Annotated in this window: 17 protein-coding genes; 12 read left to right on the top strand and 5 right to left on the bottom strand. The window is 45.4% G+C overall.

Annotated elements, in window-relative coordinates; all coding sequences use genetic code 11:
- Positions 1-81 precede the first annotated feature (81 nt).
- Positions 82-750: a hypothetical protein gene (locus tag J2755_RS04605; RefSeq protein ID WP_209680460.1), complete on the top strand. Its 669-nt coding sequence runs from the start codon at positions 82-84 to the stop codon at positions 748-750.
- A 2-nt stretch (positions 751-752) separates the two neighbouring features.
- Here the strand turns inward: J2755_RS04605 and J2755_RS04610 are convergent, their stop codons facing one another.
- Complete coding sequence (locus tag J2755_RS04610) at positions 753-2654, bottom strand: phosphoadenosine phosphosulfate reductase domain-containing protein (protein ID WP_209680462.1); 1902 nt, start codon at positions 2652-2654, stop codon at positions 753-755.
- 43 nt (positions 2655-2697) lie between these two features.
- Entirely contained in the window at positions 2698-3513 is an 816-nt protein-coding gene (locus J2755_RS04615; protein WP_209680464.1) for a CRISPR-associated protein Cas4, read from the bottom strand.
- Positions 3514-3616: 103 nt separating this feature from the next.
- Here J2755_RS04615 and J2755_RS04620 point away from each other — a divergent pair, with 103 nt between their 5' ends.
- The 5 genes from J2755_RS04620 to cyaB are packed head-to-tail and all read left to right on the top strand — an operon-like array spanning position 3617 to position 7537.
- On the top strand, positions 3617-4357 hold the full coding sequence (locus J2755_RS04620; RefSeq protein ID WP_209680466.1) for a helix-turn-helix domain-containing protein: 741 nt from the start codon (positions 3617-3619) through the stop codon (positions 4355-4357).
- A gap of 30 nt (positions 4358-4387) precedes the next feature.
- Positions 4388-5434, top strand: a complete 1047-nt coding sequence (locus J2755_RS04625) for a hydroxymethylglutaryl-CoA synthase (protein WP_209680468.1) — start codon at positions 4388-4390, stop codon at positions 5432-5434.
- Positions 5435-5446: 12 nt separating this feature from the next.
- Complete coding sequence (locus tag J2755_RS04630) at positions 5447-6619, top strand: thiolase domain-containing protein (RefSeq protein WP_209680469.1); 1173 nt, start codon at positions 5447-5449, stop codon at positions 6617-6619.
- 5 nt (positions 6620-6624) lie between these two features.
- Entirely contained in the window at positions 6625-7014 is a 390-nt protein-coding gene (locus J2755_RS04635; RefSeq protein ID WP_209680470.1) for a Zn-ribbon domain-containing OB-fold protein, read from the top strand.
- Between the two features lie 4 nt (positions 7015-7018).
- Complete coding sequence (gene cyaB / locus J2755_RS04640) at positions 7019-7537, top strand: class IV adenylate cyclase (RefSeq protein WP_209680471.1); 519 nt, start codon at positions 7019-7021, stop codon at positions 7535-7537.
- 30 nt (positions 7538-7567) lie between these two features.
- On the opposite strand, the gene metG is transcribed toward cyaB, so the two are convergent.
- A complete protein-coding gene (metG, locus tag J2755_RS04645) occupies positions 7568-9613 on the bottom strand; it encodes a methionine--tRNA ligase (RefSeq protein WP_209680472.1) in 2046 nt (681 codons plus the stop codon).
- Between the two features lie 148 nt (positions 9614-9761).
- Here metG and sppA point away from each other — a divergent pair, with 148 nt between their 5' ends.
- The 3 genes from sppA (at position 9762) to J2755_RS04660 (ending at position 12196) form a co-directional block, all read left to right on the top strand.
- Positions 9762-10958 carry a signal peptide peptidase SppA gene (gene sppA / locus J2755_RS04650; RefSeq protein WP_209680473.1) on the top strand — a complete coding sequence of 399 codons (1197 nt, stop codon included), beginning with the start codon at positions 9762-9764 and terminating at the stop codon, positions 10956-10958.
- Between the two features lie 201 nt (positions 10959-11159).
- Positions 11160-11891, top strand: a complete 732-nt coding sequence (locus tag J2755_RS04655) for a SagB/ThcOx family dehydrogenase (protein ID WP_209680474.1) — start codon at positions 11160-11162, stop codon at positions 11889-11891.
- Entirely contained in the window at positions 11888-12196 is a 309-nt protein-coding gene (locus J2755_RS04660; RefSeq protein ID WP_209680476.1) for a helix-hairpin-helix domain-containing protein, read from the top strand. The genes J2755_RS04655 and J2755_RS04660 overlap by 4 nt, the downstream gene beginning before the upstream one ends.
- 7 nt (positions 12197-12203) lie before the next feature.
- Here the strand turns inward: J2755_RS04660 and J2755_RS04665 are convergent, their stop codons facing one another.
- Complete coding sequence (locus J2755_RS04665) at positions 12204-13127, bottom strand: ribose 1,5-bisphosphate isomerase (RefSeq protein ID WP_209680477.1); 924 nt, start codon at positions 13125-13127, stop codon at positions 12204-12206.
- 144 nt (positions 13128-13271) lie between these two features.
- On the opposite strand from J2755_RS04665, the gene J2755_RS04670 reads away from it, so the two are divergent.
- Together J2755_RS04670 and J2755_RS04675 are read left to right on the top strand one after the other, a co-directional pair.
- Positions 13272-13859, top strand: a complete 588-nt coding sequence (locus tag J2755_RS04670) for a DUF4145 domain-containing protein (RefSeq protein WP_209680479.1) — start codon at positions 13272-13274, stop codon at positions 13857-13859.
- Between the two features lie 58 nt (positions 13860-13917).
- Complete coding sequence (locus J2755_RS04675) at positions 13918-14061, top strand: hypothetical protein (protein ID WP_209680482.1); 144 nt, start codon at positions 13918-13920, stop codon at positions 14059-14061.
- A gap of 2 nt (positions 14062-14063) precedes the next feature.
- Here the strand turns inward: J2755_RS04675 and J2755_RS04680 are convergent, their stop codons facing one another.
- A complete protein-coding gene (locus J2755_RS04680; protein ID WP_209680483.1) occupies positions 14064-14474 on the bottom strand; it encodes a hypothetical protein in 411 nt (136 codons plus the stop codon).
- A 107-nt stretch (positions 14475-14581) separates the two neighbouring features.
- Between J2755_RS04680 and J2755_RS04685 the strand changes: the two genes are divergently transcribed.
- Positions 14582-15949 (top strand): NAD-dependent succinate-semialdehyde dehydrogenase, encoded by a 1368-nt coding sequence (locus J2755_RS04685; protein WP_209680485.1) that lies wholly within the window; start codon positions 14582-14584, stop codon positions 15947-15949.
- Positions 15950-15984: the final 35 nt, after the last annotated feature.

Consider the following 15984-nt stretch of genomic DNA (forward strand, 5'->3'; position numbering starts at 1 on the left):
ACATATGATACTTTTAAATCAATGTTTTCAATTTTTTCGCTACGGTCCCGGACATTACTTGTTGCAGCCCTAATACCTCTGATGTTAGGACTATTGGTTTTGACAGCCCTTTCCGTTTTCTCTCTAGGGTGGCACATACCAGCATTTGAAGAAATGCCGGAGGTTTATTTCCCGGATTCGATGCAGAAAAATAACAGCTATCTCGCTTATTTCCCGGATATATCTGAATATTCTGCCAGCAGTGAATACTTCGTGCATCAGGTAGAATATCCTATTCCTGTACTGTTTGTGAATACTGATTCTTCTACAAGTGATGATACTCTTGCAGGAATGATTATCTGCTCATGGTTTTTTAGTGACAAGGAGTCTTTCCAGAACGCGGAAGACACGTTGTCTGCATACCTTCTTGAGTCTGGCACTGTCAGCACTGTGGAATTTGATATCAACGAAGAAATGAAAGAGGTAATCAAAGCCCGGGAACTCAAGAATAAGTTGAGTCCGAATGATTACTGGCGTCCAACATATGGGCCAAAAACATTCAATGCCACCAGCTATGAAAGTGAAGCAACATCAGGTTATTTTGTGGTTTACAGTGAACCTTTTGTTGAAATCTCAAATGACTATTTCATAGTCTATTATGGGACAACAGGCACTACTGATATTTCAAAACAAAAATCATCTTTCGCACAACTGATTGCCGAGTCCTATTACTTCAGTGAAGGGGGCGTAGGCCCTTTGCATTTGTCCTAGTATCACTGGAATTTCACCACAGGGCAGCTGTCAATGCAGTTGCCACAGCTTGTGCAACTCTCGTCAACATAAGCCTGCTTCTCCTTCAGGGAAATAGCACTCACAGGACACCTTCCAACACAAACACCGCAGCCCACGCACCCGAGTACCCGAAGCACGGTTTTCCTGGTTTTGGTAAGCAGGGCTTTTGCCTCTTCCTCGGATTTTGCCCTTGAAACAATGTTCCCGGAAGCAAAAAGCTGGACCGATTTTTCATCGGAACGGATGTGGGCAACTCCTGACATGTATCCTGTTTTCCCGACGGTAATCGTCATGCCGGTATCCCTGATGTGATCGAGATCAAGAGCTGCAGAAAAACTTCCTTCTGCTGTAATCTCTCCGTTTTTGCATGGCCTGTAGCCTGAACTCGAAGTGAATGTGAGTTTTGTATCGTCTTTTCTGGTTGGAAGGATGGTGATATCCAGCTTCTCAGCCATTTCCTGTATGGCTGGGGGATGTTTCTTCCATCTCCACATCCCGTACTCAGCCCACCCGGGATCAAGCCCCATCTTCTCCGCATACTTGAGGAGCATTTCGGAAAGTCTGTCGTCAAGTTCAGGGTGAGTTTCCTTAAGGTTCATTAGATCTGCCAGCGAGGAAGACGGGCAGAGCCAGCAGCCGATACGGTCGAAGCCTTTGCCGTAAAGCGGATTGTAAGGCAGTTTGTTCTTGAAAATGTATAGCCAGACATGCAAGGCAGTCCAATCCTGTATTGGGGATGCTGCAGTCTGGTTTGCCACCCAGGGATTCTTCCAGACTCGATTGCTTCGTGCACGGGTGGCGGATTCGTACTTGCGCTGTCCCACGAATGTCAGACAGCCTTCGTCGAAATTGTCCTCTATCAACTGTGTGATGGGCCCAAGTTTGCAGACCTTGCAGCACCAGCGCATCTCAAGGGATGGTGGTCCGAAATCATCAACGGATTCCCAGAATGCATTTCCAACACTTTTTACAGTTGGAGTCTTGTCGTAAAATTCAGCGACATCTTCCACATTCTGCAGGGTTTCAGGGAATTCCAGTCCGGTATCTGCAAAAATAATCTCATAATCGTTGGTGCATTCATGCACAAGATGCAATGTGGCTAGACTGTCTTTCCCCCCGGAATAGGATACTGAAAGTGGCCTGTCCACCTTCTCGACGGTATTGTGAATAAACTCGTATGCCTCGTTCTGGAACTTTTCCAGAATTTGTGAATTCGCCTCAATAACGTCTTCCCAGCTTTTGAAGGCAGGTGTCACTTCAGGTGCTTTCTTGCCCTTGTCCTTCTTGCGGGGCTTAACAGCAATTCCTTTCTTTGCCTCTGCCATCTCCGGGCCGCTCATCCGGGCCCTTCCGGTTGCAATCACTCTCTTTTCAGAGTTAATGATAATTACTTCATCGTCGAGTTCAATGGAAGGCTCTGCATCAAGAACACCGGGTGCGAGCAGGCTTGCACCTTTAAGTAGGAATTTTTCAACCTCGTCTTCAATCAAAACCCATTTTTTCAGTTCGTCTCCTTCCATGGAAACGATTCTCTTTGCGCCCTCAATCCTCGGAAGCATCATCCATCGCAGTTTCTCGGTCTCATACCTGATGCTTGCGATTACCTGTCCGTCTGCAATTATTTCGTCCATCCTGTCGTCATATGGAGCCTTGTTAAGGACAACAACACTGTTTTCTGCAAGTAGTGGCCGATTGAACTGCTCCTTTGCAATCCGGTTGATGTGCTCGATATCATGTTCAAAAGCAGGACGTATGTCTCCCGGAGGCGTGATTTCCACATGGAATGTTTTCTTGCCGCATCCGCATTTCTTTCCAAGCACAGGCACATTACAATCCGGGCACCAGTAAAGCAAAAGGTCTCCAAGATAGACAGGTTTTGACATTAAGCCGGATGAACCTTTGATTCTAGATATAGGTTTTGCCACATCAGAATAATCGAGAAGCAAGGGATGTGGGCTTACTGATACAGCTTTCCCGGAATTCGCAGCTTTCGCACAGAGGGTTTTCTTTTCTCTCCGGCATTTTTCCCTTTTTTATTTTCTCAATTTTCTTGATGACATTGAGGGCATTGCGCCTGTCTGCAGTATGGATCCTTGTTCTTCTTATGTTTCCGGAGGCTGCATACTGCACGATACCCTCGGCAGCATGTGTTCCGGAGTATTCCGCTAAAAGCAGGCTACTTGCTGCAAGGTGTATGCGATCATTTTTCCAGATGCCGCTTTCAGGAGCATTGCCTGTTTTAATCAGCATTGGAGATGGTGTTTCATCCAGTTCTACAATTGCAGGGATTTGTCCGGTTAGTTTGATGGCTTCGTTTGAAAGGATGAGTTCAATTTCCACGGGAGTAATCATATTGATTGCTTTTTTCTTCCCGTGTTCATCACAGTGCGCCATCAGGTTCGAAGCGATTTCTTCCAGCAACCCGGTGATTTCGGCTACATTTTCCTGAATGTCTGTGCTGGCAAGGTCCTCGGCTTCTGCTGCATAAATATGGACAAAATCGGCTGCTGCTTCATACAGCTTTTCTTGCATTGAATTTACCAGTTCGTTCCTGTCGGATGCGCTATCAAGTAATTCATGGTATGAATATGCCAGTTCTTTGATAAGGAGATGCTTTGCGAAAAGCACAGGTTGCATTTCCCTCTCATTTTCTCTGTATTCGAAGTATACTTTCCTTGGACATCGAAGGTAAAGGGCAACATCGGATAGTTTATTCAAAATTTGTGGAATATTTTCTGGCATTAAGTTATTGTGCAATGTACAGGCATATAAAACTCATCATCGACAATAGTCGAATCGCCATTCGCTAAATATATATGCGTTCTGGTTATATCTAATCTAACCCATGGACGAGGACATATCCAAAGAAAACGTTCGGAGGCGTCTGGCCGAGAAGATGGCAGGGGAAATTACCCTTTCCGACAAACCCGGTGAGGCACTCAAAAAATGGCGGCTCAATTTTGATATTGCCCAGACTGATCTATCAGGTTATCTGGGAGTTTCGCCATCGGTAATCAGCGATTATGAAAGCGGGAGGAGGAAATCTCCGGGGACGCTGATTGTCAGTAAGATAGTGGAAGCACTCCTGGACATAGATGAGTCCAACGGAGGACAGAAAATCCATGCTTATGAAGGGATGCTTTCCAGCGAAATCGCATCAAGAGCGGTTTACGCAACTTATGAATACACGTATCCCATGCAGCTGGCAAAGCTTGCCACGCTGATAGATGCGGATTTTGTTAACAAGGGTAGTGAAAAACCCCTTTACGGTTTCACGGTAGTGGACAGCCGGAAGGCAATTGTTGAGCTGTCTTCACACGAATTCCAGAAATTATATGGGTGGAGTACCGAGCGGGCAATGGTTTTCACCAAAGTAAGCACGGGGAAATCCCCGATGGTTGCTATCCGGGTGACAACCCTGAAACCTGCGGCAGTTGTGCTTCATGGGATTTCGGCAAAGAACGTGGATCCTATGGCAAAGAAGATGGCAGAGGTTGACAGGATACCTTTGCTTGCAACAACGAAAGATCTTGATGAACTTGTGGATGTGCTTAAAAAGTACAGCCAGTACCATGTGATGGAATAAATCACGTCTATCAAAAAGGTGATTTCAACAATGAGTGTTGGGATAGTTTCTTACGGGGCCTACATCCCCAAATATCGTATAAAAGTCGAAGACATAGCCAGGGTTTGGGGAGATGACGCCGAAATCCTGAGTGCAGGTCTTATGGTTAATGAGAAGTCCGTACCTGGTCTTGATGAGGACACGGCTACAATCGCAGTTGAGGCGGCAAGGGCAGCCATTTGCAGAGCAGGAGTAGATCCTTCCCGAATTGAGGCGGTTTACACAGGTTCCGAAAGCCATCCTTATGCTGTCAAACCTACCAGTACTATTGTTGCCGAGGCAATTGAAGCTACTCCGGCAATGACTGCGGCAGACTTTGAATTTGCATGTAAGGCCGGTACAGCCGGAATTCAGGCATGTATGGGATTAGTACAATCCGGAATGGCGGATCTTGGAATTGCAATTGGAGCTGACGTTTCACAGGGCGCTCCGGGAGATGCACTTGAATACACCGCCGCTGCGGGGGGAGCTGCCTACATTATCGGAAGCAATGAATCCGAGATGATTGCGGTAATCGAAGATACCTTTTCATTTACTACAGATACTCCTGATTTCTGGAGACGTGAGGGAATGCCATACCCTGAACACGGAGGTCGTTTTACTGGAGAGCCGGGTTACTTCAAACACGTAACCGGTGCTGCCAGGGGTCTCATGGATAAGATAGGAACCTCTCCGGAGGATTACGATAACGCAGTATTCCACCAGCCAAACGGCAAATTCCCTCAAAAGGTAGCAAAAATGCTCGGTTTCAGCAAAGAGCAGATCAAGCCGGGTCTTGTTGTCCCAAGGTTAGGAAACACATATTCCGGTTCCTGTATGATGGGAATTGCAGCAACTCTTGATCAGGCAAAGCCGGGTGACAGGATATTCGCAACTGCATTTGGATCCGGTGCAGGCGGGGATGCTTTCAGTTTCCGTGTAACCGACAGAATTGATGAAGTCAGGGATAAAGCCCCGAAAGTAGAAGAACTGCTTGCAAACCCTGTTTACATGGACTATGCCATGTATGCAAAACACAAGGGTAAGATAAAACGCTGAGGGGAGAATATCATGAGAGACGTAGCTATTATCGGTGTAAAAACCACCAAATTCGGAGAAATGTGGGACAGATCCTTCAGGGATATTGTTGTAGAAGCTGGTGTAGGTGCCCTTGAAGACGCCATGGTTTACGGAGAGTCAATTGACAGTATCTTCGTCGGAAATATGAGCGGAGGGCAGTTCGTGGAACAGGAGCATATTGGTGCTTTAATTGCAGATTATTCCGGTCTTGCCGGTGAGCTGCATGTTCCTTCAACACGTGTGGAAGCTGCCTGCGCATCTGGCGGACTTGCCCTGAGGCAGGGAATACTGGCTGTTGCTTCCGGTCACAATGATATTGTTGTGGCAGCAGGTGTGGAAAAGATGACTGATGTTTCCTCCAGCAGTGCTTCAACGGCTCTGGCGGCAGCAGCGGATCGTGAATGGGAAGGCATGATGGGTGCAACATTCCCGGGACTCTATGCAATGATTGCTCGCTTGCACATGCATCGCTATGGAACCACAAGCGAACAACTCGCACAGGTTGCAGTTAAAAACCACGAAAACGGTTCAATGAACCCGATTGCCCAGTATCGCAGTAAAATATCTGTCGAACAGGTACTCAAATCCGTAATGGTTGCTGATCCGTTGCACATATTCGACTGTTCTCCGATTACAGACGGTGCAGCAGCAGTCGTTTTGGCTCCTGCGGATGTTGCACATGAATATACGGATACTCCGATTTATGTGAAGGCAACCGCACAGGCAAGTGACACTATCGCATTGCATGACCGTCGCGATTTGACTACTCTTGATGCCACTGTATCTGCTGCAAATCGTGCATATGATATGGCAGGCGTAGGGCCGAAAGACATTGATGTAGTCGAGGTGCATGACTGCTTCACAATTGCAGAAATCTGTGCGATTGAGGATCTCGGTTTTGCGGAAAAAGGACAGGGTGGCAAATTCACCGAGGAAGGACAGACAGCCATCGGTGGCAGTATCCCAATAAATACTTCCGGTGGATTGAAGGCATGCGGTCACCCGGTGGGTGCCACAGGTGTTAAGCAGGCTGCTGAAATTGTAACGCAGCTTCGCGGTGAAGCAGGCAAACGTCAGGTTGACGGTGCGGAAATCGGCATGACCCACAATGTGGGTGGTTCAGGTGCTACCGCATTGGTTCACATACTTTCGAGGGATAGGTGAGAAAAATGTCAGTACCAAGATTCTGGAGACAGCAGGTTCAGAGGTATAATCTCATTGGAACCCATTGCGAAAGCTGTAATGAATATTATTACCCGCCAAGGAACACCTGCCCTTTCTGTAGGAGGGGTGGCGAGCTGGAGCCTTACAAATTCAAGGGCGATGGCGAAATTGTTTCCTATACAATAATTCACACCGCAGCAGAAGGGTTTGAACACCAGACTCCTTATGTGCTGGGAATTGTGAAACTTGATGAAGGTCCCAGACTCACTTCACAGATTGTAGCAGAAATCGATGAAGTGGATATAGGGACAAGGGTCCGCCCGGTTTTCCGCAAGTTAGGTGAAAGCGGAGAAAACGGGATGATCTATTACGGAACAAAGTTTACTCCGGTCTGATCCTATGATCGAAGTAGAGGTCAAGGCGAAGCTTCCTATTGCCCGCGCAAGGGAAGTTTTAGAAGAACTAAACGCGGAATTTGTGGAATCCGAGGAGCATTACGATATCTATTACAATGCTCCTCACCGCGATTTCGCCGTAACAGATGAGGCCCTCAGACTTCGATTGGTTAACGGTCGTTCAGTTATGACATACAAAGGTGAAAAACTGGACGAACTGACCAAAAGCCGTGAAGAACTCCAGACGACAGTGGAATGGGATTCAACTCAGGCAATTCTGGAAAGACTGGGTTTTACCAAAACAGCAACAGTTGAGAAAGTTCGTGATGTCTACAAAGTCGGCGACATAACCGTGTGCGTCGATCAGGTGCCTAACCTGGGTGAATTCATCGAATTCGAACTGTTTTCAGACAAAAGCATAGAAGAAAGCCGTGACAGGCTTTTTGAACTTATGGAGAAATTCGGACTTGGAGCCGAAGATTCCATAAGGAAATCCTATCTTGAATTGGTGATGGGTGAGTAAACCCATCACGATTGTCTTTTTTCTTTTAATTTAACCAATATTTGTACCGGCATCTGCTTCCTTCTCCGGCTGAAGAAGAATTGCATTGCCTTCATCGTCAACACCTGCAAGTACCATGCCATGGGATTCCACGCCACACAATTTGGCAGGCTCAAGGTTTACAAGAACAATTACCTGCTTGCCCTTAACGTCCTCAGGGTCATGAGTTAGTGCAATTCCTGCAACAACCTGGCGTAGGTTTTCTTCCCCGAGATCAACTTCAAGGCGAAGCAGTTTCTTGGATTTCTTGATCTTCTCGGCATTCACAATTGTTCCGACACGCAGGTCAAGCTTTGAAAAGTCATCAAATGTAATCAGTTCTTTCATCTCCTTAATCTCTTTTTTCTTCCCGGTTCCACTCTCTTTTTCCATAGCTGCTTTCACCCTTCCGGTAGCAATGGCTTCCATTTCTTCAGTTTTTTCATCCTCTATTTTCTCAAAGAGGATGGATGGTTTTGCGAGAGCGGTTCCACTTACTACAGGCACCAGACCTTCGGCATATCCTGCTGTGTGAACATCGGTTTCCATGCCGATTTGTTCCCATGCATCTTCCATCTTCTCTGGCAGGATCGGTTCAAAGAGCAGGCAAAGCGCTTTTGCAATCTGGATACAGTTTGCAATAACCTCGCCGCATGCATCCTTGTCTTCCTTGACAAGCTTCCATGGCTCGTTGGACTGGAAGTATGTGTTTCCGTATGATGCAAGGGCCATTGCAGTGTCTGCATACTTCTTGAACTCGTAGTTCTCCATTGCTTCATTGGTGGATTCAATGGTCTTAGCAATCTCATCCAGTGTTTCCTTTTTGATTTCCCCTTCAGGAATTTCCTTGAAATTCTTGAAAGTGAACAGAAGTGTCCTGTAAAGGAAGTTTCCAAAAACACCTACTAGTTCTGTGTTGATCTTATCCTGGAATACCTTCCATGAGAAATTGAGTTCCTTTGTGTGGGATGTGTAGCTTGCAAGATAGTAGCGAAGCAGATCCGGGTGGAATCCGTGGTCAAGATAGTCCTCGCCGACCCATACCACATATCCGCGGCTCTTGGAGAATGTCTTATCCTCAATTTTCACCATGCCCGAAGCAACAACTGCCCATGGCTGGCTGTATCCTGCACCTTTAAGCATTGCCGGCCAGAAGATGCAGTGGTGGTAGATGATATCTCCGCCGATGAAGTGGACGATACGACCGTCGTCTTTCCAGAATTTCTCCCAGCTTTCATTGTTGGCTTCTGCCCATTCTTCAGTAAATGCGATGTATCCTATAGGAGCATCCACCCAGACATAAACCACAAGGTCGTCATGTCCCGGGAATTTGACTCCCCATTCAAGGTTTCGGGTAATACACCAGTCAGTGAGTTCCTGCTTGATCCATCCCAGTGCATAGTTCCTTGCATTGGTTGTTCCGCCGAGTTTTTCAAGATGCTCTATCAGGAAATCCTTGAATTCGGATAGTTTGAAGAAAAAATGTTCCTGTTTTCTGTATTCAGCAGGTCCGCCACAGGTTGTACAGGTAGGGGATTCCAGTTCCCCGGGTTCAAGGTGCTTTCCACATCCCTGATCACACTCGTCCCCCCTTGCTTCCTTTTTACAGTGAGGGCAGACACCCTTTACATACCTGTCAGGAAGGAAACGATCGCATGAAGAACAGTAGGCTATCTCGATAGTTTTTGGGAACACATAGCCGTTTTCGATTAACTTGTTCACAATATCGGTTGTACGATTGTGATTTGTAGGATCATCGGTAGTACCGAATGCATCGAATTTCACTCCCACTTTCTTGAATGTCTCATCAAAGTGCTTGTGGTAAATCTTAATGAGTTCTTTAGGAGTGGTATTCAGTTCCTCTGCATTGAATACAATTGGAGTTCCGTGGGTATCGGAACCGCAAACAAAGGTGACTTCCTGTCCCATTTTTTTTAATGAACGCACGAAAATATCTGCCGGGATATAGGTTCGCAGATGCCCGACATGTGCCATTCCGTTGGCGTAAGGAAGCCCGCATGTTACAAGTACAGGTTTATCGGATGGGAATTGTGACATTTTGATACTCCGCTATGGATGATATGAGTAAACAATATTTCAATGGGATTGGAGGCAATTATAAAATACGTTTCGCTTGTTAACCGATTTATCGGGAAAGTTTTTAATGTCCGGCTTCGTATCTTTTACACCTAAAAAGGGGAGTTTGATGACTGATACTGATAATCCTGGCAAAACGCCTGAAGAGGGAAATGAGCCAATTCAGGAAGAAGAGTCTGCTTCATACTCTTACATTGAACCTGAAGACAACTCCGAAGAATTCTCGGAAAGCTATTCTGATGTTTATACTGAAATTGAAGACGAAGTTCCCGGGGAAGAAGTCGATATTCCTCCAGTTGAACTTGTTCCTGATGAAGCCGATGAAACAATCCCACCGTTTAGGGACAAACCTGTTCTGGAAAAACCTGCATATACTCCCCCTCCCCAACAACCAAAGAATAACAGCTGGGTCAAATATGTGGCAATTGTTGCTGTTTTATTCATGATAATATTTGCTAGTTTTGCAGCCATTATCTATTCCTTTGATGGAGATATTTATTCTTCGGGTGACAGGGTCGCCGTAATTTATCTTCAGGGTACCATGGTAACCGGCAGTGTTCCTGCAGGTTTTGGCTATGCCACTTCTGAAGACATCAGTGAAAGCATACGTGAGGCTCTTGATGACGAAAGCGTCAAAGCTATAGTATTGCGCGTCAACAGTCCCGGAGGTTCGCCTGCTGCCGGTGAAGAAATCTATAACGAAATAAACCGGGCTCAGGATCTGGGTGTACCAGTGGTTGTTTCCATGGGTGATCTGGGTGCCAGTGCTGCCTATCATGCTTCTTCAGCCTCAGATGTTATTGTTGTAAACCCTAACACAATTACCGGCAGTATCGGAGTGATCTGGACTTTCGTAAACATGTCTGCTTACTACGAAGAAGAAGGAATTGAGTATTATATCGCCAAGTCAGGCGAATTCAAGGATATGGGTGGTTCATGGCGTGGGCTTACCGATGAGGAGAAGGCTTATGCCGATGAGGTAATCAACGAATCCTTTGAACTTTTTGTGGCAGATGTTGCTGAAGGGCGCAACATGACTGTCGATGAGGTCAAGGAAATCGCAGACGGCAGGATTTATACAGGAACTGCTGCAAAGCGTATAGGCCTTGTCGATGAATTCGGTAGCCTCTACGATGCAATCGATATTGCGGCAGAACTTGGGGGAATTGAAGGCGAACCGGATGTTTATTATGTGAACCGTCCATCACTGACAAGCTTGCTTTTCGGCTCGGAATCCACATCAGAGGATGTAAAGGGTTTCGTAAGCTACTATGAGGATTCCCCGTTTGGGGTTTTGAGATCGTGAACTGATTTGAAGTGACTACAAATCACATTTTCAACAGCTATAAGCTGGAAAACCAGCTTTTTTCCTTTTTTTGAAGGCATGGTTTTGTCAGAAAAGGAATCAATTTGTTCCAAACGTTGACAGGATTGCCACCGCTTTTCCCAATTTCCCGAACGACAAATAATAAAAGATTGTATCTCCCACTAACTATGGGGGTACAAAATGACAATTGGAAAAGAGTTTCTGGAAAAAACCAAGTTTCAAAATCTCATGAGGTCTGATCAATCTTTGGGTTATCCATATCCACCGCTTGAACTGGAGTATGCTGACACCGATGTGCTGATAGATCTTCCTGATCTGGAATCGGTTTCTACGGCCAATATCACTGTAACGGATGCAATTGAAAAGCGTATCAGTGTTCGTGATTATTCCACTGAACCCATCTCTATGGAAGAGCTTTCATATCTGCTCTGGTGTACACAGGGTGTAAAGAAAGTGATTCGGGATGCTGCTACTTTCAGGACAGTGCCCTCGGCAGGCGCCAGACATGCGCTTGAGACATATATTCTTGCAAACAATGTCAAAGGTCTTGAGTCCGGTCTATACCGCTTTCTTCCAATCGAGCACAAGCTGTTACAAGTAAATACAGACGCAGGTATTTCCGACAGGATTGCCAAAGCCTGTCTTGGTCAGGATTTTGTTAAGAAAAATACAGTTACTTTCATCTGGACGGCGGTTGCCTACAGGATGACTTACAGGTATGGTGAAAGAGGATATCGGTATCTGCATCTGGATGCTGGGCATGTGTGCCAGAATCTGTACCTGAGTGCTGAATCCATAGGTTGTGGAGTATGTGCGATTGCTGCTTTTCTGGATGATGAATTAAACGATCTGCTGGGTGCTGATGGCGAGGAAGAGTTTGCAATTTATGTTGCAACGGTGGGAAAGGTATGAAAAAGCAGGGGAGGATATCGGAAAAAGAAAAAGCACTTGATGAGCTAACCCAAATACCGGGATTCGGGGTAAAGTCCGCTACTAATTTATGGGATTTAGGAATTCATTCCATTGCTGATCTCAAAGGAAAAGATCCCGAGTTGCTTTACCTTGAATTAATGGATCTGGCAGGTCATCATGTTGACAGGTGTGTATTGTACGGTTTCAGGGAAGCTGTCTACTATGCATCCCACAAAAACCATGATCCGGAATTGCTCAAGTGGTGGAACTGGTCCGATGCGAACCTGGAAAAAAGGAAGAAATAATCTACTTTTAATTCTCAAGAAGATCCAGCCCGAGGTAATCCCTGATAACAACAAATGCCATCGCTGGCGGAAATGCTCCTGCATCGGTGACGATGAGATCGATATATTCTGCCGGTGTAACATCAAATGCAGGGTTGCTGACTTTTACATTCGGCAGTTTTTCCATTATTTCGGGATCAATGACTTCGTCAGGAGACCGGTCTTCAATTTCAATCATGTCCCCCATGACAGTTTTAGGATGGAATTTGTAAGTCTCGGCAGCGGATATGAAATTCACCCGGGCTTCTTTTGCGGCCAGTGCAAGCTGGGATGTCCCGATTTTGTTAACCAGTGCACCGTTTGCGGTAATTGAATCCGCACCCACGATTACAACATCCACTTCTTTCATTGTCAGGCGCACGGCAGAATCGACGATGAGTGTTGTTGGAACTCCTGCATCATTGAGTTCCCGGATTGTGATGAATCCCTGCCTGCGAGGACGTGATTCGGTGGCGTAAACCCTGATGTTCTTACCCTGTTTGTGTGCAGCTTTTATGATTGCGATGGCGGCATGGGAATTGCAGTGTGTCATCACAACGTCGCCATCTTTCAGGCGCTTTGCCCCGATTTCAGCGATAGTATCCAGTGCTTTCTCGGCTCTCTCGATGAATTCATTAGCGCTGGCAATTATCTGCTCACGAGCTTCCTCGATAGTTGATGCATCATACCTGCCGGCAAGTTTCACAGCGTTTGGAAGGGATACTGCAGTTGGGCGGGTTTCCACAAGAATCCGGGAGGCTTCTGCAACCTTTGTCTCAAACTCTTCAAAGGATGAAACCTGTAAATCCTTCACATAATCCCTGAGTGCGCCGGCGGCTGCAACAGCTATCCTGCCTGCTCCCCTGATTTCCATTGTGCGAATCTTTTCTGCCGTGTCAAGTAATTGCTGCATGTAAGGGAATTTGGGGTTTGGGAATTTATAGGTATGGGGTTTCAGCTTTCATCACATTATACAAGGTGCATCAACTCTTAAGGAATAAGTTTAAAATACTTCTTGTAAATTTGTATAAAAATAGAAATTTTAAGAGGTTATGGGATGTATGAAGATGATCATTATGAAGATGATTCCGGGGCAGCTGCCGGTGCATTAATTCTTGGAGGAATTCTTGGAGCGGTTTTTGCATCTACAAAGCCAGAAGATAAGCAGAAAATAGCTAATTACGATAGATTATTACTCGAAACAAAACATCTTAAAGAAGAGCACAGTAAAGCCATTGAAGATGCTGAAAAATACAGGGAAATGATGAATTATCTTGAACAAAACAGAGCTAAATTAGGTGATACTTCTGGGCTGGGGTTCTTGGATGTGCATCCTGCTGCCAAAAGTTTGTTTAATGAAGCTTTTAACATGTTTCTTTATGGATTTAATCGTGCAGCATGTGTTTTTGCCATAGCAACCATTGAAAACATTTTGTCATTGAAATATGGGGATAAAATGACATTTTATGATATGGTAGAAAAAGCAAAAAAAGATGGTTTTATCAGTGAATCAAATAAACATTATTTGCATGGACTAAGATCAGATCGAAATTCATTGATCCACGATTGTAGGCATGAAATTAGCGAGGATGAATCTTTGATCTTAATGAAATTGACAATTAGGGTAATTGGTAGTCTCTCCTAATTATAAAAATAGACAAAACAGAGCAGATATTTTTCAGATTTGTAGGGGATTTTTAAACTTGTCTCAAGAAAGTCTATCCGATGAAGAACTCGAAGAGTTGCTTGTCAAAAGCAGCCGAAAACAAATTCGTAGCGACTACCGGAGGAGCCTTGGCTCAGAAGCCAGCAGGCGTTATCGGGACGAGGATATGAATAAAGAATGAAGTTATTTGTGCCCTTCCATTCTTACCGCAACGCCCCAGGGTATTACCATTATCAGCACATAAGCCAGCCAGACGGAAAGATAGGAAAAGAACTCTCTTGTTCCGAAAACTAGTGCATATATCAGGCCATCAAGTACGATGTTCACGAGAAAGAGGGTAAATCCCAGTTTGTATCCTGCGTAAACCCGGGATTGCATGGGTTTCAGGTAGTTTCTTGAGAAGTATATTGTCAGGATGGCATACACAATGATTAACGGGAAACTGATGGCAGGAAATTGTGAAATATATGTTATTTCTTCAAAAGCCATCAATTGCGGTGTCATGAAAACAACTGTTCCCCAGACAAACCCTAAAATCCAGAGGAATAAAGCAAAACCCACTGCTTTTACCGGATTATATGTTTTGTAATCCATAAGATCCACTTCCGCATGATCATTAGTTCACAAACAGATAATTCTTTCTTCAGGATCAAGAGGAAACCGGATTACCATTATATTCCATCAACCATTAAATTGGAGTTATGAAATCCATTTCCTCAATCAATCCCGCTACCGGCCAGATAAACAGGGAATTTGCTCCCCATTCGCAGGAAGAAATTGCGGAGAAAGTTCAGAAATCAGGCTCAGCATTTGAACAGTGGAGCAGTTTTGATATTTCTGAAAGGACCGATTACCTGAGGAATATATCTTCTCTGTTGCGTGGGAACAAAGAGGAACTTGGCCACCTTATTACCATGGAGATGGGGAAACCCATTAAGCAGGCAAGGGCGGAAATTTCCAAATGTGCGGTGATTTTTGACTATTACGCTGACCATGCAGAGCGTTTGCTTGCATCCCGTGAAGAGGAAACGGATGCTGAAAAATCCACAATTTTCTTTGAACCCATGGGAACTGTACTCTGCATTAAACCATGGAATTTCCCATTCTGGCAGGTGCTAAGTGCTGCATCCCATATCCTTGTTGGAGGCAATGTGATACTGCTCAAACATTCCAGCTATGTGCCGGAATGTGCCCTGAAAATGGAGGAACTTTTCATTGAGGCAGGAGTTCCTGAGGGTGTATTCCAGACCTTGCTGACCGATTCCTCAACAGCTTCTTCATTAATCGGCTCCGACAAGATTTCAGCAGTTTCATTTACAGGAGGCACAAATTCCGGTCGTAAAATTGCTGTTGAAGCGGCATCCCACATGAAAAAATTCGTATTGGAACTAGGTGGAAGCGATCCTTTTGTCGTACTGGAGGATGCCGATGTTAGGGAGGCAGTGAAAGTGGCTGCACCAAGTCGTTTCATCAATACGGGACAGACATGTATTGCCTCGAAGCGTTTCATTGTGCATGAATCCATAGCTGATGAATTCACAGCCGGGTTTGTTGAAGAGACAATGAAAATGAAAGTCGGGAATCCCTTTGATGAGGATACTGACATTGGTCCTATGGTGAGGCCTTCACAGGTTAAAGAGCTGGATATGCAGGTTCGCAAATCACTTGCTATGGGGGCAAAACTTGAGCTGGAAGGCGGTCCGGTTGAAGGGAAGGGCTTCTTTTATTCCCCTGTAATTTTGTCCAATGCTAATACCGACATGCCTGTTATGCAGGAGGAGACATTTGGTCCTGTGGCGCCGATAGTAACTTTCAAAGATAGAGGTGAAGCAATCCGGCTTGCCAACGCAACACCCTACGGTCTGGGTGGCAGCGTCTGGTCAGGAGATAAGGAAGAAGGCATGTCCTTCGCAAAGAAGGTACATGCTGGAATTGTGGGAGTTAACGGTTTTTTTAGGCCCGATGCCTGCCTGCCGTTTGGTGGGATGAAGCATAGCGGGATGGGGCGTGAGCTCTCAGATTTCGGATTATACGAGTTCATGCATGTAAGATCCATGAAATTGTATTGAACTCTCTCACAATTTGTTTTATATTGCATCGTTAA

This window comes from Methanohalophilus levihalophilus, from assembly GCF_017874375.1.
Classification (GTDB): Archaea; Halobacteriota; Methanosarcinia; order Methanosarcinales; family Methanosarcinaceae; genus Methanohalophilus; species Methanohalophilus levihalophilus.

Coding starts and splice junctions, on each gene's coding strand:
- J2755_RS04605 (WP_209680460.1), top strand. CDS start 82: ATGTTAGGACTATTGGTTTTGACAGCCCTTTCCGTTTTCTCTCTAGGG.
- J2755_RS04610 (WP_209680462.1), bottom strand. CDS start 2,654: ATGTCAAAACCTGTCTATCTTGGAGACCTTTTGCTTTACTGGTGCCCG.
- J2755_RS04615 (WP_209680464.1), bottom strand. CDS start 3,513: ATGCCAGAAAATATTCCACAAATTTTGAATAAACTATCCGATGTTGCC.
- J2755_RS04620 (WP_209680466.1), top strand. CDS start 3,617: ATGGACGAGGACATATCCAAAGAAAACGTTCGGAGGCGTCTGGCCGAG.
- J2755_RS04625 (WP_209680468.1), top strand. CDS start 4,388: ATGAGTGTTGGGATAGTTTCTTACGGGGCCTACATCCCCAAATATCGT.
- J2755_RS04630 (WP_209680469.1), top strand. CDS start 5,447: ATGAGAGACGTAGCTATTATCGGTGTAAAAACCACCAAATTCGGAGAA.
- J2755_RS04635 (WP_209680470.1), top strand. CDS start 6,625: ATGTCAGTACCAAGATTCTGGAGACAGCAGGTTCAGAGGTATAATCTC.
- cyaB (WP_209680471.1), top strand. CDS start 7,019: ATGATCGAAGTAGAGGTCAAGGCGAAGCTTCCTATTGCCCGCGCAAGG.
- metG (WP_209680472.1), bottom strand. CDS start 9,613: ATGTCACAATTCCCATCCGATAAACCTGTACTTGTAACATGCGGGCTT.
- sppA (WP_209680473.1), top strand. CDS start 9,762: ATGACTGATACTGATAATCCTGGCAAAACGCCTGAAGAGGGAAATGAG.
- J2755_RS04655 (WP_209680474.1), top strand. CDS start 11,160: ATGACAATTGGAAAAGAGTTTCTGGAAAAAACCAAGTTTCAAAATCTC.
- J2755_RS04660 (WP_209680476.1), top strand. CDS start 11,888: ATGAAAAAGCAGGGGAGGATATCGGAAAAAGAAAAAGCACTTGATGAG.
- J2755_RS04665 (WP_209680477.1), bottom strand. CDS start 13,127: ATGCAGCAATTACTTGACACGGCAGAAAAGATTCGCACAATGGAAATC.
- J2755_RS04670 (WP_209680479.1), top strand. CDS start 13,272: ATGTATGAAGATGATCATTATGAAGATGATTCCGGGGCAGCTGCCGGT.
- J2755_RS04680 (WP_209680483.1), bottom strand. CDS start 14,474: ATGGATTACAAAACATATAATCCGGTAAAAGCAGTGGGTTTTGCTTTA.
- J2755_RS04685 (WP_209680485.1), top strand. CDS start 14,582: ATGAAATCCATTTCCTCAATCAATCCCGCTACCGGCCAGATAAACAGG.